This is a genomic window from Janthinobacterium svalbardense (assembly GCF_002327145.1).
Lineage (GTDB): Bacteria > Pseudomonadota > Gammaproteobacteria > Burkholderiales > Burkholderiaceae_D > Janthinobacterium > Janthinobacterium tructae.
Window position 1 is genome coordinate 6,137,148 of the sequence record NZ_CP023422.1, and the last position, 21,464, is coordinate 6,158,611.

General features: G+C 61.3%; 17 protein-coding genes. 8 read left to right on the plus strand and 9 right to left on the minus strand.

Annotated features, from left to right (window positions below):
* From CNX70_RS27360 to CNX70_RS27370, 3 genes are all read right to left on the minus strand, one after another.
* On the minus strand, positions 1–2,295 hold the full coding sequence (locus CNX70_RS27360) for a TonB-dependent receptor (protein ID WP_096238125.1): 2,295 nt from the start codon (positions 2,293–2,295) through the stop codon (positions 1–3).
* Positions 2,296–2,605: 310 nt separating this feature from the next.
* Complete coding sequence (locus tag CNX70_RS27365; RefSeq protein ID WP_096238126.1) at positions 2,606–3,634, minus strand: LacI family DNA-binding transcriptional regulator; 1,029 nt, start codon at positions 3,632–3,634, stop codon at positions 2,606–2,608.
* Positions 3,635–3,641: 7 nt separating this feature from the next.
* On the minus strand, positions 3,642–4,256 hold the full coding sequence (locus tag CNX70_RS27370; protein ID WP_096238127.1) for a glutathione S-transferase N-terminal domain-containing protein: 615 nt from the start codon (positions 4,254–4,256) through the stop codon (positions 3,642–3,644).
* A 277-nt stretch (positions 4,257–4,533) separates the two neighbouring features.
* On the opposite strand from CNX70_RS27370, the gene purB reads away from it, so the two are divergent.
* The 6 genes from purB to CNX70_RS27400 all read left to right on the plus strand — a co-directional run bounded on the left by purB (position 4,534) and on the right by CNX70_RS27400 (position 10,723).
* Positions 4,534–5,913 (plus strand): adenylosuccinate lyase, encoded by a 1,380-nt coding sequence (gene purB, locus CNX70_RS27375; RefSeq protein WP_096238128.1) that lies wholly within the window; start codon positions 4,534–4,536, stop codon positions 5,911–5,913.
* Between the two features lie 186 nt (positions 5,914–6,099).
* A complete protein-coding gene (locus tag CNX70_RS27380) occupies positions 6,100–6,624 on the plus strand; it encodes a cytochrome b (RefSeq protein WP_070311507.1) in 525 nt (174 codons plus the stop codon).
* A gap of 41 nt (positions 6,625–6,665) precedes the next feature.
* Complete coding sequence (locus CNX70_RS27385) at positions 6,666–7,220, plus strand: YceI family protein (protein WP_096238129.1); 555 nt, start codon at positions 6,666–6,668, stop codon at positions 7,218–7,220.
* A gap of 33 nt (positions 7,221–7,253) precedes the next feature.
* On the plus strand, positions 7,254–7,829 hold the full coding sequence (locus CNX70_RS27390; protein ID WP_096238130.1) for a YceI family protein: 576 nt from the start codon (positions 7,254–7,256) through the stop codon (positions 7,827–7,829).
* A 166-nt stretch (positions 7,830–7,995) separates the two neighbouring features.
* Positions 7,996–8,265, plus strand: a complete 270-nt coding sequence (locus CNX70_RS27395) for a GlsB/YeaQ/YmgE family stress response membrane protein (RefSeq protein ID WP_096238131.1) — start codon at positions 7,996–7,998, stop codon at positions 8,263–8,265.
* Positions 8,266–8,569: 304 nt separating this feature from the next.
* Positions 8,570–10,723 (plus strand): S46 family peptidase, encoded by a 2,154-nt coding sequence (locus tag CNX70_RS27400; RefSeq protein ID WP_096238132.1) that lies wholly within the window; start codon positions 8,570–8,572, stop codon positions 10,721–10,723.
* A 29-nt stretch (positions 10,724–10,752) separates the two neighbouring features.
* Here CNX70_RS27400 and CNX70_RS27405 read toward each other — a convergent pair whose 3' ends face one another.
* Complete coding sequence (locus CNX70_RS27405) at positions 10,753–11,370, minus strand: hypothetical protein (protein WP_096238133.1); 618 nt, start codon at positions 11,368–11,370, stop codon at positions 10,753–10,755.
* Between the two features lie 150 nt (positions 11,371–11,520).
* On the opposite strand from CNX70_RS27405, the gene CNX70_RS27410 reads away from it, so the two are divergent.
* Together CNX70_RS27410 and CNX70_RS27415 are read left to right on the plus strand one after the other, a co-directional pair.
* Positions 11,521–13,209, plus strand: a complete 1,689-nt coding sequence (locus CNX70_RS27410; RefSeq protein ID WP_096238134.1) for a M14 family zinc carboxypeptidase — start codon at positions 11,521–11,523, stop codon at positions 13,207–13,209.
* 90 nt (positions 13,210–13,299) lie between these two features.
* On the plus strand, positions 13,300–15,450 hold the full coding sequence (locus CNX70_RS27415) for an FUSC family protein (protein WP_096238135.1): 2,151 nt from the start codon (positions 13,300–13,302) through the stop codon (positions 15,448–15,450).
* 11 nt (positions 15,451–15,461) lie between these two features.
* Here the strand turns inward: CNX70_RS27415 and CNX70_RS27420 are convergent, their stop codons facing one another.
* The 5 genes from CNX70_RS27420 to CNX70_RS29170 form a co-directional block, all read right to left on the minus strand.
* A complete protein-coding gene (locus CNX70_RS27420; protein ID WP_244198975.1) occupies positions 15,462–17,423 on the minus strand; it encodes a S9 family peptidase in 1,962 nt (653 codons plus the stop codon).
* A 67-nt stretch (positions 17,424–17,490) separates the two neighbouring features.
* Positions 17,491–18,963 (minus strand): amino acid permease, encoded by a 1,473-nt coding sequence (locus CNX70_RS27425; protein WP_096238136.1) that lies wholly within the window; start codon positions 18,961–18,963, stop codon positions 17,491–17,493.
* A gap of 286 nt (positions 18,964–19,249) precedes the next feature.
* Positions 19,250–20,680, minus strand: a complete 1,431-nt coding sequence (locus CNX70_RS27430; RefSeq protein ID WP_096238137.1) for an amino acid permease — start codon at positions 20,678–20,680, stop codon at positions 19,250–19,252.
* 129 nt (positions 20,681–20,809) lie between these two features.
* A complete protein-coding gene (locus CNX70_RS27435) occupies positions 20,810–21,268 on the minus strand; it encodes a RidA family protein (RefSeq protein WP_096238138.1) in 459 nt (152 codons plus the stop codon).
* Position 21,269: 1 nt separating this feature from the next.
* Complete coding sequence (locus CNX70_RS29170) at positions 21,270–21,398, minus strand: hypothetical protein (RefSeq protein WP_257561118.1); 129 nt, start codon at positions 21,396–21,398, stop codon at positions 21,270–21,272.
* Positions 21,399–21,464: the final 66 nt, after the last annotated feature.

The following is a 21,464-nucleotide window of genomic DNA, read 5'->3' on the forward strand; positions in this document are numbered from 1 at the left end:
TTAAAATGCGTATTTCAGGCTGACCTTGACGGCGCGCCCCGTGATCGAGCGGGCCGCATGGCCATCGCCCTCGACTTCCGTGTAGCCGATCTTGTTGAACAGATTGTTCGCCGTCAGCGCCACCTGCATCTGCGGCGTCAGCTGGTAATTGACGAAGGCATTGAGCACCTGGTAGGCGGGCAAGGTGATCGTATGCGCATCGTCGCCCCATGACTTGCCCGTGCCGACCAGGCTGGCGCCGAAGGTGGCCGGTCCCCATTCATAGGTGGGCGCGAGCTGGTACACGACACGCGCCTGGCGCCGCGGCGTGTTGCCGATCAGTGCCACGTCAGCCGCCGCCGTGCCCGTGATCTCGGCATCCGTGAACGTCAGGCCGCCATTGATGCGGAAGTCGCCGGCGCTGTAGGCCGCTTCCAGCTCCACGCCCTTGGCTTCATAGCTGTTGGCCGTGCGCAGCTGGGTGGTCGCCTCGTAGTTGCTTTCCTTGGTCTTGGCCTGGAACACGGTCACAAAAGTGCTCAAGGGGCCTCGCCGCCATTTCACGCCCCCTTCAAGCTGGCGCACGGTGTTCATCGCCACCGGCACGCTGCCATCCAGGGGAGTGCCGAACAGGATGCGGTCGGCATTGAAGGCCACGCCTTCACTGACGCGGGCAAACACGGCCAGGTTGGCTTGCAGCTTGTAGTTCGCGCCCAGCGAGTACGAAGTGTGGCCCAGGGTGTAATCGACCTGCTGCAGCGTCGACGGCAGATAGGCTTGCGCGCCGGTCGCCTGATTGGCCGTGCCGCTGGCATGCTGGCGGTCGCGCCGCAAGCCGCCGTCGAGGTTCAGCGCGCCACTTTCCCAGGCCAGGTTCAGGTAGGGCGACGTCGTGCGGTACTCCATGTCGACGGCGCGCGAGCAGCAGGCGCCGAAGGCGGGGCCAATGAAGCCTGGCGTGCTGCTGGCCGTCTGCAGCAGCGCGGGCTGGTCGCCCGTGGCCTGCATCAGGTATTCATTGAAGTTCCAGGTCAGGCCCAGCTTTTGCTGCGACAGGTACAGGCCTGCCGTGGTGGTCAGCTTGCCGCTGTCAAGAACAAACGTCTTGGCCAGCTTGGTGTCGCTCAGGGTATTGCTGGCGTCGTCGATCGAGGTATTGAACACCACGGCGGAAAACGCGCGGCCCGTGTAAGGCTTGCCCTGATTCGGGCCGCTGGCAAACACATAGCTGCCGTCGCTGCCGTTATTCGACGGGAACACGCCCGTGAAGCGGCCCGAATTGTCCGCGTAGCGGAAGTTTTCGCTCACGCTCCAGCCCTGCCCCAGCTTGAACGATGCTTCCAGGCCCACGGTATCGCTTTTGACGTGCAAGCCGTCGTTGACGCGGGTGGCCACGCGCTGGTTATCCTTGTTCAGCACCATGTCGGGCACCCAGTACGGCGAATAGAAACTGGCCTTGCGCGGGTCAATGCCGGCGATTTCCGTGATGCGGCCATTGCGCACGCTGACCGGCACCGGCAGGGCTGTGGGCGACTGGTCGTCGAGGTGCTTGAACGACAGGCGCACGAAGCCGCTGTCGAATTCATGCGTGACATTACCGCGGATCTGGCCGCCCTTTTCGCTATTGACGCCACTGTGGCGGATGCCTTCGCCCGTGCGCCAGGAGCCGCCGATGAAGAAGCGCGTGCGCTCCGAAACCGGCGCGCCATAATCAAAATCGACGCGCGTCTGGTCGTAGCCCAGGCCACGGCTGATGGCCACGCTGCCACCCTGCTCCTTGCCATTCTTGCTGATGAAATTGATGATGCCGCCCGGCGAGTTGGTGGCCAGGGTGGAGGCCGAACCGCCGCGCACCACTTCCAGGTGGTCCAGCGTGGAATCGATTTTCACGAAGCTGTCGGGGGTGGTGAAGTTGAAGTCGCCGAACTGCAGCACCGGCAAGCCATCTTCCTGGATCTGCACATAGCGCGCGCCGCCGGCGGAAATGGGCAAGCCGCGCACGGTGATGTTGGCATTGCCTTCGCCACCCGAGGATTCGGCCCGCAAACCCGGTACCGAGCGCAGGACTTCGGCGGCGCTGGTCGGCGCGTTGTGCAGGATGGTGTCGAGTTCCATGCTGCTGACGGAATTGCTCGATTTCATTTTGGACGTACCGCCGGTGGTGCCCGTGACCACGATGCGTTCCAGGTTCAGGCCATCGGCGGGAGCGGCGCTGGCGGTGTCGCCGGCGGACTGTGCCTGGGCGGCGCCCAATTGCAGCATGGCCAGGGCGACGGCGGCGGCCATGCAGCCGCGTTGAGCAGTACGTGTTTTCATCTTGTCTCCAGTGTTGTATGCCGATACATCGAGGTATCGGCTTGTTATGAGTCCTGGCCGCTGCATGCCGTGGCGCGCTGGCTGAGCCGGTACGTCATTATTCAACGAATAAGAATTTATTGCAATCGATTGCAATCGAGCGCTGCAACATGAAAATATTGTTGTTTTTAAGAGAATATTACGGGCAAATCAGAGGGAAACAAGCGGGATGCAAGGCAAATGCAGCGTTTTTTATGCTGCGATGCAGCATAAAAATAGATGGGGAAATTTGAAATTATTGCAATCGGTTGCAGCCGCTGGCAATGGTGCTTCAGCTGCCCGAGGCGCGTACGATCAGCTCGGTTGGCAATTGCCGCGATGGCGCAGGCGCGCCGTCGACCAGCGCCAGCAGCGAGGCCACCAGCGCGCGCCCGGCGGCGCGGATCGGCTGGCGCACGGTGGTCAGCGGCGGGTGGAAATACGCGGCCAGTTCGATATCGTCGTAGCCGACCACGGCCACCTGTTCCGGCACGGCCACGCCGCGCGCGCGCAGGGCGCTGATGGCGCTCATGGCCAGCAAGTCGCTGCAGGCAAAGATGGCATCGAACGGCAGGTGGCGGTCCAGCAATTCCTGCACGTCCGTCGCGCCGCCCTGCGGCAGGAAGGAACCGGCCACGTACAGCTGCGGGTCGGGCGCCAGCCCTTGCGCGGCCAGCGCCTGCGCATAACCCTGGTGGCGCTGCGCCACTTCGGGCAGCTTGGCGTCGCCAAAGAAGGCGATGCGCGTGCGCCCCGCCGCCAGCAAGTGTTCCGTGGCCAGCCTGCCGCCGGCGACGTTGTCGCCGCCGACGGTGCAATACAGCTGCTGCGGCAATTGCGCGCCCCACACGACGATGGGCACCTGGCGCGCGGCCAGCTGGTTCAGCTGTTCATGGTGGCGCCACTGGCCGATCAGGATGATGCCGATCACGCGGCCGCTATCGAAGGACTGGGCGGCCGCATCGAGCGTTTCGGCATCCACGCGCGAAATGAGCATGTCGAAGCCCTGCTCCGTCAGCGCATCGGCCAGGCTGCCCAGCATGCTGAGGAAAAAAGGATCGGACAGGTGCTGGCGCGTGGCAGCGTCATACGGCACCACCACGCCGACCGTGCGGTTCTGTTTCAGGCGCAGGTTTTGCGCGCCGATATTGATGGAGTACTTGAGCGAACGGGCCAGCGCGATGACGCGCGCGCGCGTCTCTTCGTTGACCAGCGAACTGCCGCTCAGCGCGCGCGACACGGTGGACGTGGACACGCCGGCCAGGCGCGCGATATCGGCCATTTGCAGGCGTTGCTGCGCCTTTGAATCGGTACCGGTCATCGTGCGCTCACTGCGGCACGGTGTCCTTGAACGATGGCCGCTCGGACAGTTTGTCGAACAGGCGCGCCAGCGCGGGATGCTCGGCGCGCCAGTCGATTTCCGGGAAGCGGAAGCTGAGCCAGCCCAAGGCGCAGCCCACGGCCACGTCGGCCAGGGTGTAGTTCTTGCCGGCGCAATACGCGCTCTCGCCCAGGCGTGCTTCCAGCGCGGCCAGACCCAGCGTGATTTTGTCGAGCTGGCGCGCGATCCAGGCCGCGCTTTGCTGCTCGGGCGGGCGCTGCGTGCGCTCCAGGCGCACCAGCACGCCCGCGTCGAGAATGCCGTCGGCCAGCGCTTCCCAGTTCTTGATATCGGCCCGCTCGCGGCCATTGCCGCCGGCCGGCAGCAGCTTGCACACGGGCGTGAGCGTGTCGAGGTATTCGACGATGACTTTCGAATCGATGAGCGTGCTGCCGTCCTCCATCACCAGGCAGGGCACCTTGCCCAGGGGATTGGCCTGGGCGATGCGGGTTTCCGGCACCCACACGTTTTCCAGCTCAAAGACATAGTCGAGCTTTTTTTCCGCCAGCACGATACGGGCTTTGCGGACATACGGGCTGGCGAGGGAGCCGATCAGTTTCATAGGTACTTTAAGGTAAAGGAGCAGCAAGCAGTATAGCATCGGCGGCAGCGGCGTTTGGCAGCACGCACCCGGCGCTCCCCGCAGTGTGGCAGGCATGCAGCATCGGGGCCGGATTCGGCCAGATTGCGGTGCGCTGGCGGCCGACGGGCGGCTGGCCAGCGGCCAGCGGTGGTAAAATCGCCCTTTACTGTGGCGCCGTCAGTGTTGCTGTATTGCAATAGCCCTGCCCTCCCCGCGCGCCACACGCCAACCGTTTCTTTAACTTGCGTCCGCTCTCATGACTTCTACACCTCCGTATTCCACGCTGTCGGCCCTGTCTCCGCTCGATGGCCGCTACGCCAGCAAGACCGATCTGCTGCGCCCGATCCTGTCCGAAGCCGGTTTCATGCACCACCGCGTGAAAGTGGAAATCTCCTGGCTGCAAGCGCTGTCGCAAGCCGGTTTCGCCGAGATCAAGCCTTTCTCGGCAGAAGCGAGCGCCCTGCTCGACAAGATGGCAGCCGACTTTTCGGAAGCCGACGCGGCCCGCATCAAGGCCATCGAAGCGGTCACCAACCATGACGTCAAGGCTGTCGAGTACTGGCTGAAGGAACAAGTGGCGGACGTGCCGGAACTGGTGGCGGCGTCGGAATTCATCCATTTCGCCTGCACCTCGGAAGACATCAACAACACCTCGCACGGCATGATGCTGAAAGCCGCGCGCGATGGCGTGATGCTGCCGGCATTGACCGGCCTGGTGGCCAAGCTGACGCAGATCGCGCACGACAATGCCGACGTGCCGATGCTGTCGCGCACGCACGGCCAGACGGCCAGCCCGACCACCCTGGGCAAGGAAATGGCCAACGTCGTGGCCCGCTTGCAGCGCGCCGTGAAACGCATCGAGCAAGTGGAAATCCTCGGCAAGATGAATGGCGCCGTCGGCAACTACAACGCCCACCTGTCCGCCTACCCAGGCTTCGACTGGCCGGCATTCTCGCAGGCCGTCATCGAACAGCGCCTGGGCCTGGTGTTCAACCCGTACACCATCCAGATCGAGCCGCATGACTACATGGCCGAGCTGTTCGACGCCTTTGCGCGCGCCAACACGATCTTGCTGGACTTGAACCGCGACATCTGGACGTATGTCTCGCTGGGCTACTTCAAGCAGAAGCTGAAAGCGGGCGAAATCGGTTCGTCGACCATGCCGCACAAGGTCAACCCGATCGACTTTGAAAACTCGGAAGGCAACCTGGGCCTGGCCAACGCCGTGCTGAAACACCTGTCGGAAAAACTGCCCGTCTCGCGCATGCAGCGCGACCTGACCGATTCGACCGTGCTGCGCAATATCGGCGTGGGCCTGGGCTACACCCTGCTGGCCTATGACAGCTGCCTGCGCGGCCTGAACAAGCTGGAAGTGAACCACGCGCGCCTGGCGCAAGACCTGGACGCCACCTGGGAAGTACTGGCCGAGCCCGTACAAACCGTGATGCGCCGCTACGGCATCGAAAACCCGTACGAGCAACTGAAAGAGCTGACGCGCGGCAAGGGCATCTCGAAAGAAGCGCTGCAGGAATTCGTCAACGGCCTGGCCATCCCGCAGGATGCCAAGGAAGTGCTGCTGACCATGACGCCGGGTAACTACATCGGCATCGCGGCGCAATTGGCCAAGGCAATCTAAGCCACAATCTGTACCTGGATCAAGCAGATCCACATCCACGGGGCGGCCGGCACACAAATGCTGCCCGCCCCGCAGTTTTTCCGGCAATCTTTCTTGTAGAATCTGCAGCACGCAGCGTAAATTGCTTTTCTTTGGTATATTAGGCCGAATTAGTCCTAATACGTACTACATTCAAGAAAGCCGCCGATGCAACGCTACACCACCACCGCCATCATCTTGCACTGGCTGACCGCCCTGCTGATCATCAGCGCCTTCGTCATGGGCCTGGTCATGACGGACATTCCCGGCCTGACACCCACCAAACTCAAATATTTCTCCTGGCACAAATGGCTCGGTGTGACCGTGCTGGCCATCGCCGCCATCCGCCTGCTGTGGCGCAAGGCCAACGTGCCGCCGCCGCACCCGGCCAGCATGGTTGCCTGGCAAAAGAAGGCGGCCGACGCCATGCACGTGCTGCTGTACATCCTGATTTTCGCCGTGCCCATCTCCGGCTACCTGTACACCCTGGCCGCCGGCGTGCCGGTGGTCTATCTGGGCCTGTTCCAGTTGCCGGTCATCATGGCGCCGAACCCGGAACTTAAGCCACTTTTAAAAGAGATTCATTATGTTCTGAACATGACGATGGCCGCCGCCGTGGCCGCCCATGTGCTGGCGGCGCTGAAGCACCAGTTCATCGACCGCGATGGCGTCCTCAAGCGCATGTTGCCGTAACACCGACTTCCCTTGCTCACTGAAACTCCAGGAAAAATAAGATGAAAACCACCCAACGCATCGTCCTCGCTTCCCTGCTGGGCCTATCCGTGGCCGCCACCGCCGCCACCTTGCTGAAAGTCGATCCCGCCAAGACCAGCGTGTCGGCCGTGTTCAAGCAAATGAACGTGCCCGTGGAAGCGAAGTTCAAAAAATTCACTATCGCCATCGATTACAACCCGGCCACGCCGGACGCCTCGAAGGCATCGGTGGACATCGAGACGGCCAGCATCGATATCGGCGACCCCGAGTACAACAAGGAAGTGGCGAAGAAAGAATGGTTCAATTCGGCCCAGTTCCCGAAAGCCACCTTTGTCTCGAGCAGCATCAAGGCCGCCGGCGCGGGCAAGCTGACGGTGACGGGCAAGCTGAGCATCAAAGGCAAGACCACCGACGTGACCTTCCCACTGACGGTGAAGACCGACGGCGGCAAATATGCGTTCGACGGCGCCCTGCCGATCAAGCGCCTGACCTACAACATCGGCGAAGGCGAGTGGAAAGACACGAGCATGGTCGCCGATGAAGTCACCATCAAATTCCATGTTTCTGCTCAGTAATCGCTATACCCCTTGTTCAACCTTAGGATATTCATGACATTCAAGCATTTGATGATCGCCGTGCTGGCAGCCGCCGGCGCGGGTTCGGCCATGGCCGCTACCGACACCTACAACCTCGACCCGACGCACACCTTCCCCAGCTTTGAAGCCGATCACATGGGCATGTCCGTCTGGCGCGGCAAGTTCAACAAGACCAAGGGAACCGTGACCCTGGACCGTGCCGCCAAGACGGGCAGCCTGGACCTGGTCATCGATGCCGATTCGATCGATTTCGGCCTCGACGCCATGAACACGCACGCGAAAAAAGCGGACATGTTCAATGTGGAAAAATTCCCCGCAATCACCTACAAGAGCAAGTCGTTCAAGTTCAATGGCGATCAGCTGGTGGAAGTCGATGGCGAACTGACCCTGCTGGGCGTGACCAAGCCCGTCAAATTGAACGTGAGCAAATTCAAGTGCATCATGCACCCGCGCTACAAGCGCGAAGTGTGCGGCGCCGATGCCAGCGCTGAATTCAAGCGCAGCGACTTTGGCCTGAACTACGGCATGCCGGCGTTCTCGCCGGAAGTCAAGCTGGCCATCCAGGTAGAAGCGATCAAGGCCGACTAAACACGGCCTTGCCGCATGCCTAGCCCGCCTCGCTGCCCGCAGCCAGGCGGGCTTTTGCATGCGCGACGCAAATCCGCTGGACTTTTCTATCGTGCGGCATCAGTATCACCTGGCATGATGTTTTTCTAACATGACACCCCCACTCACCCATCGCGCGGAGGACTACATGAATTTCATTATCTGGATCGTTATTGGCGGCGTCATCGGCTGGCTGGCCAGCATGGTCATGAAAACCGATGCGCAACAAGGCATCTTCCTCAATATCGTCGTCGGCATCGTGGGCGCCTTTCTGGGTGGCTGGCTGCTGGCGCCACTGTTCGGCACGGGCACCATCAATAGCGACAATTTCAGCGTGTCTTCGCTGCTGGTCTCGTTCCTGGGCGCCGTGATCCTGCTGGGCATCGTGAATCTTTTGCGCCGCGGCAAAATCCGCTAGACCGGCGACACGCCGTGCCTCACGAGGTGGTCGGGCCGCGCAAGCGCCGGGCCACTTTTATTGCTGCTAAGACACGTATGGACAATACGACAGTCGCCGCACGGAAAAATGCGGGCTGGCGGCCGGTTCCTGCCCCTACATCACCGAAATTCATGCTATTTATACAATTATGCAAGAACATGCCGCCCGGAAAATGTGATTGACTAGTGCGAGTTCGATACGGATACTCTAGGTCGCCCGCTGAAAAAAACACTGGGTACACGTTGGTTCCGACTTCCCACCATGTAAAAAGACTAGAACTCGAATGAAAAAATCGTTAATCGCGCTCGCCATCCTGAGCAACTTCGCACACGCCGACGAAGGCATGTGGATGCCCCAACAGCTGCCACAAGTAGCCAAGGAACTGAAAGCGGCCGGACTGAAACTCGATCCGACCACCCTGACCAAGCTCACCGAGTTCCCGATGGGCGCCATTGTCAGCCTGGGCGGCTGCTCGGCCTCGTTCGTCTCGCCGCAAGGCCTGGTTGCCACCAATCACCATTGTGTCTACAACAGTGTGGCGGTCAATTCGACCAAGGAACGCGATTTGCTGGCCAACGGCTTCCTGGCCAAGACCTTCGCTGAAGAATTGTCGGCCGCCCCAGGCAGCCGCATCTTCGTCACCTCGGCCGTGACCAATGTCAGCGACAAGATCATCACCGCCGACGTGGCCAAGCTGCAAGGCAAGGCACGCATCGACGCGATCGAAAAAAATCAGAAAAAACTGGTCGCCGAATGCGAAAAAGAAGCCGGCTTCCGCTGCACCGTGTCGAGCTACTACGGCGGCCTGGAGTTCTACCTGATCAAGCAACTGGAAATCCGCGACGTGCGCCTGGTACACGCGCCTCCAGCGGGCGTAGGCAAATTCGGCGGCGACACCGACAACTGGATGTGGCCACGCCACACGGGCGACTACGGTTTCTACCGCGCCTACGTCAGCCGCGATGGCAAGGCTGCCGACTTCAGCAAGGACAACGTGCCGTACCAGCCAAAACACGTGCTGAAACTGGCCAAGGATGGCTTGAAAGAAGGCGATTTCGTGATGGCGCTGGGCTACCCTGGCCGCACCAACCGTCACCGCCTGCCATCGGAAGTGGCGTTCACGTTTGACTGGAACTATCCGGCCTTCGTGAAAGCGTCGGGCGAAACCCTGGCCATCATCGCGCGCGAAACCCGTGACAACAAGGACGTTGCCCTGAAATACGCGGGTCAGGTCGCTGGCGTGAACAATTACTACAAGAACCGCCAAGGCATGCTCGATTCCTACGCCGGCAGCGACTTCCTGGCGCGCAAGACGACGGAACACGAAGCCCTGAAAACCTGGGTCAACGCCAATGCTGCCCGCAAGGCGGAGTTTGCCGGCGACATCGAGCAAGTCGAAAAGCTGATCGCCGAACGCGATGCCGACACCAAGCGCGACTTCTTCCTGGGCTACGCACAGCCACGCCTGCTGAACACGGCACGCAGCCTGTATCGTTTGTCCAACGAAAGCACCAAGGCCGATACGGAACGCAAGTCCGGCTACCAGACGCGCGATTTGCCACGCATGGAGGCGGGCATCACCTCGGTCGAGCGCACCTACGATGAAAAAGTCGACAAGGCGCTGGTACTGAACAGCCTGACCAAGTACGCCGCGCAACCGGCAGCACAGCGCCGCGCCAGCTTTGACGCCGCCATCGGCATCAAGGATGGCATGTCGCCAGCCGACTTGTCCGCCGCCCTGGACAAACTGTATGCGGGCAGCAAGCTGGCCGACAAGGCCGAGCGCGCAGCATGGCTGAAACGCACGCCAGCCGAATTCCAGGCCAGCAAGGACAGCTTCATCCAGGCAGCCGTCGCCATGTATCCGGATTCCCTGAAAAACGAAGCGGAAGACGAAGAACTGGCCGGCAAGATCCAGCAAGCCTACGCCAACTACATGAAAGCAAAAATTGCCTTCATGAAGAGCAAGGGACTCGCCGTCTACCCTGACGCCAACAGCACCTTGCGCGTAACGTTCGGCAAAGTTGCCGGCCGTGACCATGGCGCCGACGGCACCACCTGGACTGCCTTCACCACCGTCAATGGCGTCGCGGCCAAAGCCACGGGCGAAGGCGAGTTCAATGCACCAGCGAAACAACTGGCGGCGATCAAAGCCAAGGACTTCGGCAAATTTGTCGATGCTAAGCTGAAAACCGTGCCGGTCGACTACCTGGCCACCCTGGATATCACCGGCGGCAACTCCGGTTCGGCTGCCTTGAACTCGAAAGGTGAATTCATCGGCCTGGCCTTCGACGGCACCTTGGACTCGATCATCTCCGATTGGGACTACAACAAGGCCAACACCCGTTCGATCCAGGTCGACCTGCGCTACATGCTGTGGAACATGAAACACATCGACCACGCAGACAACCTGCTGAAAGAAATGGGCGCTGAATAACAACAAGCCATAACCCGGCAACGGGCGCTTTAGCCTGAGCCACTCCCGCGGGAGTGGCTTTTTTTCGCCTGGCGTTTGATCTTTGAAAACCGGTAAGGCACGGCTTGCTCCGCGCCAAACACTGGCGCGCGACCGCTTCCCAGCGGCAACATGACCCGCCGGCCATCCTGCAGCAGCAAGGCCAGGTCGGCGCCAGGAAAGCGCTGCGCCAGCAGCGAATAGGCTGGCCGGGCTATGCTGGCGGCGGGAATCACGATGCGATAATCGGCCTCGCCAAAATCGAGCAGCAGCGCGGGAAGTTCATCCGGTCCCGGCAGCGCCGTGATGCGCAAGCGCGTGCCTCCCTTGACGAGCTCGAAGGCTGACCACAGGGGCAAGCTGCGCCGCATGGCGCCGACCTGCAGCTGCGGCGCCTGGCCCGCAGCGGCCGACGTCAGCAAGACATCGGGCCGCTCTTCCGATACGGCCCCATCGACGGCCAGCAGCCAGCCCCGGTAGCGTATCAGCGCCCCTTGCGCAGCGGCCATCACGGCCCCGCCCTGCGCCACCGGCCCCTTGCTTGCTGGCAAGCGCAATGGCGCCGCCTGTGCCGCCAGGCAAGCCCACCACACCAGCGCCACCAGCGCTGCCATCACTGCCTTGCCCATGCCGCCTCCCCTTGCGCGTGAAACGTACTCATAACACAAGTACTGCAGCAAGCCCCTGCGGCGCCTCAAGGCAGAAGCGCCGGTGCTACAATTGGCCCCTAACGGGCGTACTTACCCAGCGCGCCTTCCCCCTCCCAGACTCAGACCGCTATGCCACCAGACTTGCGCACGACCTACGAACTCGGTAACCACAACCAGACCACGACCTGGCTGGAATGCATCACTTTCTACAAGGATCTCGCCGCACGCTACCCGCACGTGCTGCATTTCGAACAGATCGGCCTGTCCGACTCGGGCGTGCCCATCCACGCTGGCGTCGTCAGCGCCGATGGCGTGTTTGACCGCGAGCAAATCAAGCGCACAGGGCGCACCGTCTTTTTCAACAACAACGGCATCCACCCGGGCGAACCGGAAGGCATCGACGCCTGCATGGCCATCGTGCGCGACCTTTGCACGCAGCCGGAGCGCCTGGCGGCGCTGGGCAGCACCGTGCTGCTGTTCATTCCGATCTACAACGTCGATGGCAGCCTGAACCGCGCTAATACCTCGCGCGTGAACCAGGATGGGCCGGAGCAATTCGGTTTCCGCGGCAACAGCCGCCACCTGGACTTGAACCGCGATTTCATCAAGTGCGACAGCCTGAACGCGCAAGTGTTCAACCGCCTGCTGGCCAGCTGGGACCCGGACGTGATGGTCGACACGCACACGTCGAACGGCGCCGACTATCCGTACACGATGACCCTGATCCACACGCAGACGGATAAGCTGGGCAATAGCCTGGGCCCCTTCCTGCAAGACACCATGCTGCCGCACATCTTTGCGGCCATGGAAGGCGCCGGCTGGCCCACCTGCCCGTACGTGAATCCCGTCAAGGATAGCCCGGAGCACGGCATCGCCGAATTCCTCGAAGTACCGCGTTTCTCGACCGGTTTTGCCGCCCTGCATCACGTCATCGGTTTCATGCCGGAAACGCACATGCTCAAACCGTTTGCCGACCGCTACGCTTCCATGCGCGCGCTGCTCGACATCACCATGGCGTTTACCATCGAGCATGGCGAGACAATCCGCCAATTGCGCGCGCAAGCCAAGGCGGCTGGCCGCACGCAAGCCGAGTGGCCGATCCACTGGGCCATGAACGAAGAGCAACCGTCGACCTTCCTCTTCAAGGGCTACGCGGCGCAATACACGCCGAGTATCCTGGGCGACTACCAGCGCCTGTCCTACGACCGCTCGCAGCCGTGGGAGCGCGATATCGCCTACTACAACCGCTTCGATGCGGACGTCACCGTGGCCGCGCCGAAAGCCTATGTGGTGCCGCAAGCCTGGCGCGAAGTCATCGAGCGCCTGCGCTGGAACGGCGTAGAAATGAGCCGCATCACCGCCGAACAGACGCTAACGGCACGCTACTACCACATCACCAACGTCGGTACGCGCGCCACCGCCTACGAAGGCCATATGTTCCACGATACGGTGGACGTGGAAGCGCGCACGGGCCAGTTCACCTTGCAGGCGGGCGATTATGTCATCAGCCTGCAGCAGGACAACGCGCGCTACGCCGTGGAAACGCTGGAACCGCAGGCGCACGACAGTTTCTTCCGCTGGGGCTTCTTCAACAGCGTGCTGGAGAAGAAAGAAGCGTTTTCCGATTACGTGTTCGAAGACATGGCATCCGAACTGCTGCGCGATGAGCCGGCACTGGCGGCCAAGTTTGCCGAGTGGAAAGCAGCCAACCCGGCCCTGCTGAGCAATCAGGAAGCCGTGCTCGATTTCATTTTTGAGCACTGCCAGCGCTTTGCCGAGCCGGAATGGCGGCGCTATCCCGTCATTGCCCTGATGTAATTCGGGGCTGTAGCGAATGCAACATCCTGGCGCCGCATCGGAGACCCCGGTGCGGCGCCTCTTTCTGTGCCCTGCCCACAAGGTAATCCCATGCACTACGCACTGAACCTGCGCACCTTTATTTACAGCCATTATTTTTACCTGGGCTTGCGCGTGGCCATCGGCCTGGTCGGCCTGACCCTGCTGACGCTGGAAATCAGCGACAGCGCCACCGCCATGACAGTATGCATCGGTGCCCTGTGCACGACCCTGATGGACATGCCCAGCCCGCTGCGCCACAAGTTCAACGAAATGCTGGCTTCCGTGCTGCTGTGCAGCGCCGTCACCTTGCTGATCAGCCTGTGCGGACCCGTGCAGTGGCTGTTGATGACGGTACTCGTCCTCGTGAGTTTTCTCGCCAGCATGATGGTGGTGTACGGCAAGAAATCCATGCCCTTGCAACTGGCTGCCCTGTTCATCATGACCATGTCGATGGAACACCAGATGACGTGGCAGCAATCGTTTCACCACGCGGGCCTGTTCATGCTGGGGGGCTTGATTTATCTGGCCTATGCCATGGCCATCGCCTGGGTCTTGCGCCACCGCATCAAACAGCAAGTGCTGGCCGAAGCCCTGTTCGAGCTGGCCGCCTACATCGACATCAAGGCCGATTTCTACGACACGCGTTTCAACCTGACGGAGCAATTCAACAAGCTGGTGCGCCATCAAAGCATTTTGGCCGACCGCCAGCAAGCGTCGCGCGATTTGATCTTGCGCAGCCACAAGAACAGCAAGGATGCCATCGTGGTGCAAGTGCACGTGTGCATGCTCGATTTATATGAACTGATCCTTTCCACGCACACGGATTACGCGCTGCTGCGCCAGCACCTGGCCGACTCCGAGGTACTACAATCCTTGCATGACCTCGCCTATAAGGCGGCGCGCGATATCGAAGCCGTGGCGTATGCCGTCACGCGCAAGCGCGCCTCGTATGCGCAGATCAGCTACGACAAGGAATGGGCCGATATCGAAGGAGAAATTGCCCGCCTGCACGCACAAGGCGACGCTGCGCAGGAAGCGCTGGCGACCCTGCGCGCGCAGCGCAACAAGATCCGCGCCATTTTAAAAATGATCGCGGAGCTGCACCTGGCGACGCAAAAAGTCTATGCCGACGTGCCGTTCTGGAGCGGCGCGGACATGGCGCCATTCTTGTCGCAGCAGAAATACGAACTGAAGACCCTGCTGTCGAATTTGCGCCTGGACTCGCCCGTGTTCCGCTTCGCCCTGCGCGTCTCGATGGCCATCTCGGTTGGATTGCTGATCGGCCACTGGCTGCCGTATGCGGCGCACAGCTACTGGATCGTGCTCACCATCGTCATCATCCTGCGCCCCACCTTCAGCATGACGCGCCAGCGCCGCGCCGACCGCATCATCGGCACCATCATCGGCTGCGTGGTCACGGCCATCGTGATCCGCTTTGTGCACAGCAATATCGTGCTGATGGCCATTTTATTTCTCTCCATCGTGGCCACGCCCACTTTTATTTACTTGCGCTACCGCTACACGGCCATCGCCGTCAGCCTGATGATCTTGCTGCAAATGCACCTGGTGGCGCCCAGCAACCCGAACCTGGTCAGCGAACGCCTGATCGACACGCTGATCGGCGCGGCGGTCGCCACCGTGTTCAGCTTCGTGCTGGCCAACTGGGAATACCAGAGCCTGCCACGCCTCGTGCGCCAGGTGCTGAATGTGAACCTCAGTTATATGCAGGCCAGCTTCGCGCTGCTGCAGGGAAAATGTTTCGATGATTTCGCCTACCGCATCGAGCGCAAGCGTTTGATGGACAGCCTGGCCGCGCTCAGCTCGGCACTCGTGCGCATGCTCGATGAACCGGCCAGCAAGCAGCGGGCAGTGGAAGACATCAACCTGTTCATCGTGCAAAACTACCTGCTGGTGGCCCATGTGGCGGCACTGCGCTCGATCCTGGGCCGCCACGCCAGCCAGTTACCCGTCGCGCCCGTCAACGCCTTGCTCAGCCACAGCCACACGCAAGTGTGTTTGACCCTGTCGCGCGCGCTGGAGCAACTTGACGACAAGGCGGCCATCAGCGCCCCGCTGGCCGCTCCTGCCGCGCCGCCCGTCAGCGACGTAGCCTGGTCGGGCTGGCCACTGGTCAAAAGACGCATCCGGTTGTTGCAGGCAGATGCGGACAAGATCGTGATACATAGCGCAGCGATCGTGCATATCGTTTCGCCACGCTAAACCGCAGCGATTTATTTCAGATAGCGTTCAAACCAGCCGATGGTGCGCTGCTGCAAGTCGCGCTGGTGTTCGGGCTTGCGGAAGGAATGGCCTTCGCCGTCGTAGATGAACAGGCTGGACGGCACGCCCATGGCGCGCAAGCCGTGCCAGAATTCCAGCGACTGGGCGGCCGGCGTTTCCACGTCGCGCTCGCCCACATAGATCAGGGTCGGCGTCTTCGCCGCCTTGATCGATTCGATGGGCGAGGCACGGCGGTAGACGGCAGGATCGTCATAGGCGGAGGCGCCGAAGAACGGGATCATCCACTGGTTGATGCCGTTCTGGCCGTAATAACTGATCCAGTTCGACACGCCCGCCCCCGCCACGGCCGCCTTGAAGCGGTCGCTGTGCGTGACGCCCCACATGGTCATGAAGCCGCCATACGAATGGCCGATCAGACCCAGGCGCTGGCCGTCGACGGGCGCCACTTTTTCCACCGCATCGATGCCTGCCAGGATATCGCGCCAGTCGCCGCCGCCAAAATCGGCCATGTTGGCGCGCGTAAACGCCTGGCCCTGGCCAAAGCTGCCGCGTGGATTAGGCAGGAAGACGAAATAGCCTTTTAGCGTCAATTCCTCGATCACGGTGCTCGCAGCCACATAACGGGGCGAGGCGGCAGCGCCCGGGCCGCCATGCACGTTGACGATCATCGGGTAGCGCTTGCCGGCCTCCACCGACAACGGTCCCAGCAACCAGCCCTGCACCTTGTATTGCTCGTTGGTCCAGCCCACGTTCTGCACCGTCAGCTGCGGCGCAAAACCGTCATTGTCGCGCGTGATCTTTTTCAGCTGGCCCACCGGTCCCGCCACCAGGTAGCTGGCGTGCGTAAAATCTTCCTGTGCGGCAGCCGCTTGGCGCCCATCGGCGCTGAACGACAGACGGCCATCGCTGCCGCTGCTGCTGATCTCACCGAGCAGCACAGGTTGGCTGGGGCCGGTCTGCGCATCGACGGGCACCAGCGCCAGCTGCGAATCGATCAGGGCAGTTGCCAGCAAGCCGGTGCCGCGCCAGACGACGCCATTGAAGGTGCCACGGTAGTCTTGCGTGAGATTGCGCGGCGTGCCGCCGGCCAGCGGTACGGTATAAATATCGCCGCCGATGGAGCCGAAGTCGCTCATCAGGCCACCGATGAAGGCCACCGTCTTGCCGTCCGGCGAGACAGAAGGCAGGTTCAGCTGCATGGCCGGTGATGCGATCACGCGCAGGGCGCCCGTGGCCGCGTCAATATGGCTGAGTTTGGCGACCCACCAGTTGCTGTCGCCATTGCCTTGCGCGCTGGTGGCGACAAAGCCGCGGCCATCGGGCGTCCAGCTGTATTCATACACATAGGTGTCGCCTGGTGACAGCAAACGCGCTTCGCCGCCGCTGGCAGGCACGACGGCGATGCGCTGGGCATCGTCTTCGCTGCCCACTTCACCCACCTGGCGCGCGCCCGCCTCCACGGCGCCGGCCAGCTTGCGCGCGCCCACCGTGGCGAGCAAGGCCAGCTGCATGCCATCGGGCGACCAGCGCGCCGTGCTGGCTACACCCTTGATACTGGTCAACATCCGCGCTTGAGCCTGCGACAGGGTGGCCAGATACAGCTGCGCCGTGCCCGCCTTGGCATCGTAACCCACGAAGGCCAGCTGCCTGCCGTCCGGCGACCAGCTGGGCTTGTCGTAAGAGCACACGGTGCAAGGATCGAATTGCTGCACGATGGCGCCGTTGGCGGCGTCACGCACGACGATGACTGCATGCGGGCGCTGCGGCTGCGGCTGTGGCTGTTCCGCCGCCTTGCTCGATTCGATGGCGGCGATGTGCAGGCCATTGGCCGACAGGGCTACGGCGCGGTAATCGCGCAATGCCGGCTCGGTTGCCGGGGCGGCCTGCGCCACGCTCCCCAGAAGGCTGCTTGCCAGCAAGCCGCAGGCGGCCAGATCAGTTATTTTCATCATGTAAATTCCGGTTAGAAATAAAAAAAACCGCCGGCAAGCGCGGCGGTTTTGGCTGGAACAGGCGGCACTAGCGGGCCTTCTTGCCCAGGTGCGAATGCCGCATGCTGTACAAGAAATAAATGGCCACCGTTACCGCCATCCACACGCTGAACACGACAAACGTCGTATGCGGCAAATCGCGCATGATGTACAGGCAAGCCAGGATGCTCAGGCCGGGAATCACGTACGGGCCGAACGGCACGCTGAAGCCTTCGATGCGGTTGGCGCCCTGCTTGTGGCGCAGCACGGGCACGGCAACCGAGACGACCATGAAGGCGGTCAGGGTGCCGATGCTGACCATGTCCCACAAATAAGTGGCATCGATGGAGCCGGCCACCACGGCCACCACCAGGCAGACGATGATGGTATTGCTGACCGGTACCAGGGTGCGTGGGTGGATCTTCTGGAACGACTTCGGAATCAGGCCGTCGCGGCTGACGGCAAACAGGATACGCGTCTGGCCATAGATCGTCACCAGGGTTACGCTGAAGACGGAAATGACGGCGCCGGCCGACAGCACCAGCGCGGGCCAGGTCTTGCCCGTGACGTTTTGCAGGATCACCGCCAGGCCCGCTTCCTGGCCTTCGAACAATTTCGCCTGTTGCGCACCGAGGGCGGCCACGGCCACCAGCAAATAAAACACGGTGACGATGAGCAAGGCGCCGAGGATGCCGCGCGGCACATTGCGCGTGGGATTTTTCACTTCGTCGCCTGCGGTGGCCACCGTATCGAGGCCGATGAAGGAAAAGAAGACGGTGCCGGCCGCGGCGGTGACGCCCGTCATGCCGGCAAAGCCCTTGCTATTGTCAGTATTAAAGAAGGGAAAAAAATTGTCGGCATTGAATCCGGAAAACGCGATGACGACAAAAAACACCAGGATCGCCAGCTTGATGATGACCATGATGGCGTTCATCAGGGCCGATTCCTTGGCGCCACGCAGCAGCAAGAAGCCGCACATGCAGATCAAAAAGATCGGCGGCAGGTTGATGTGGCCGGCATGAAACTCCATGCCATGCGGGCCGGAAACGATCATCGGCGTGCGCAGCATCTCGGGAATATGCCAGCCGAAGGCATTTTCCAGGAAGTTGTTCAGGTAGGACGACCAGCCGATGGCCACGGCACTGCCCGCCAACCCGTATTCGAGCAGCAAGCAGGCGGCCATGATGAAAGCAAGAAACTCACCCACGGTGGCGTAGGCAAACGAATACGAGGAGCCGGAGGCGGGAATGCGGAACGACAGCTCCGCGTAGCACAAGGCCGTCAAGCCGGCCGTGATGGCGGCGATCAGGAAAGACAGGACGACCGAAGGGCCCGCCTTGGGCACGGCTTCGACCATGGTAAAGAAAATGCCCGTGCCGATGGTGGCGCCGACGCCGATCATGGTGAGGGAAAACAGGCCGATGGACCGGCTCAAGCCACTGCTGCTGAGGCCTTCACCATAGTCGACCGTGGTATCGATCGGCTTGGTGCGGCAAAGTTTCTGGACCAGGGTTTGGCTCACTAGCATTCCTTTATGAGGCACACATATTCGTATGACGGGTAAAAACAAATAGCGCTCCGGCCCTACCTGGCAAAAAACCGGAAAGATCGCGTCCATTTTCAAAACTAAGCGATTATAGGGCTTTCATCGGCTCAGCTAAACAGAACTTTGATGCAAGGAAACAACGCCAGGCGTGCGCCGGTAAAGCCACAGGAGTGCTGGCGAAGAAGAAATTGCTTATATGAAAGAAAAAGCGCGCCGCTGCAGGAGCAGGGGCGCGCTTTTGACTCAGCTCAACTACGCTGGCTTACTTCTTGACGTGTGGCGCATCGGCCGGCGGCCAGCCTGCTTCATAGCCTTGCGGCACGTCGTCGCGCCGCTCTTTCGGCGCCAGACCCAGCACGTAGTACAGCACCGTCAGCAGGATCAGCCAGGCTGGTCCGACCATCAGGGCGATGCGTGTATCGGGGAAATACGCCATCAAGCCGATTACCAGCGCCAGGAAGGCCAGCGAAATCCAGGAACCGTAGGGTGCGAACGGCATGCGGAAGGCCAGGTTCTTGATTTCCAGCGGCGTCAAGGTCTTGCGGAACTGGATCTGCGTGACCAGGATCACGCCCCAGGTCCAGACGGCGCCGAAGGTGGAAATCGAGGTGACCCAGATAAACACTTTTTCCGGCACCAGGTAGTTCAGCAGCACGCCCAGCAACAACGCGAAGACGGACACCAGGATAGCGCGGCGCGGCACGCCGCTGGCCGTGGTTTCCGCAAACGCCTTCGGCGCCTGGCCTTGCAGCGCCAGGTTGTACAGCATGCGACCGGTGCTGAAGATGCCGCCATTGCACGACGACAAGGCTGCTGTCAGCACGACGAAGTTGATGATGCCGGCGGCCGTCTTGATGCCCAGGCGTTCGAACGTCATCACGAAGGGGCTGCCGGTGGTGCCGATTTCATTCCATGGGTAAATCGACAGGATGACGAACAGCGCGCCGACATAGAAAATCAGGATGCGCCAGAACACCGAATTGATGGCGTCGGGAATCGATTTCTTCGGGTTGGCCGCTTCGCCGGCCGTCAGGCCGATCATTTCCACGCCCAGGTAGGCAAACATCACCATCTGCAGCGACATCAGCACGCCTTGCGCGCCATTCGGGAAGAAACCGCCATGCGTCCACAGGTTCGAGATGCCGATGGCCACGCCATCGTTGCCCAGACCGAAGACGATCATGCCCGTGCCGCCGATGATCATCAGGATGATGGTGACCACCTTGATCAGGGCGAACCAGAATTCGAACTCGCCGTAAGCTTTCACGGCCAGCAGGTTGATCGCGCCCATGGAGCCGAGGGCCGCCAGGGCCCAGATCCAGCGCGGCACGTCGGGGAACCAGATGCCCATGTAGATGGCGACGGCGGTAATTTCCGCCACGCACGTGACAAGCCACAGGAACCAGTAGTTCCAGCCCGTCAGATAACCTTGCAGGGGACCCAGATAATCCTGGGCATAGCGGCTGAAAGAACCGGCCACGGGATTGTGCACGGCCATTTCGCCCAGCGCGCGCATGATCATGAAGATGACCGCGCCACCGATGATATACGACAGCATGATGCCTGGACCGGCCATCTTGATCGCGTTGCCAGAACCCAAAAACAGGCCCACGCCAATCGCGGCGCCCAGCGCCATCAGGCGGATTTGCCGCTCGCCCAGGCCGCGGTGCAAGCCTTGTTCACTCGTTTTCATTACGTGTCTCCGTTTTTTTCTTGAATACACCGATCCCTCGCCCCAGTGGCGGTTCCGCTCTTGCTGGAAAGGAGGAAAGGGCTGGCCGGCGGCTGAGCGCCGGCATGCTCATGTGGTCAGGCTACTGCGTCAGGCCAGTTCGGCGATCAGTTCGATCTCGACGCAAGCACCCAGCGGGATTTGCGCCACGCCGAAGGCGGAGCGGGCATGCTTGCCGCTGTCGCCGAAGACTTCGACGAACAGTTCCGAGGCGCCATTGGTCACCAGGTGCTGTTCCGTGAAGGTGGAGGTGGAATTGACCAGGCTCATGACCTTGACGATGCGTTTGACCTTGTTCAAGTCGCCGCCGCACGCGTCTTGCAGGGTGGCGATCAGTTCGATGGCGATGCCGCGCGCTGCGATCTTGCCTTCTTCCGTGGTGACGTCCTTGCCCAGTTGACCGACCCAGACCTTGCCATCCTTCTTGGCCAGGTGGCCGGACAGAAAAACCGTGTTGCCCGTACGGGCATGCATCACGTAAGCAGCAGCTGGTGCGGCAACGACTGGCAATTCGATGTCGAGGGCCTTGAGTTTTTCGTAAAACGACATGCTATTTCTCCAAGAAAACAATATAAACGAAACCGAAATTCATCAACAGCAGGAACAGGATGATGGCGGGATGACGGCGCCCTGGCAGCGCGGCAGTGACCGACAACAGCGCCAGATTAAACGTCATCATATTGGTGAACGAGCAGTTTTAGTTCACAAATAGGCCCGGTTATTCAGTGGATTATACCGACAATCA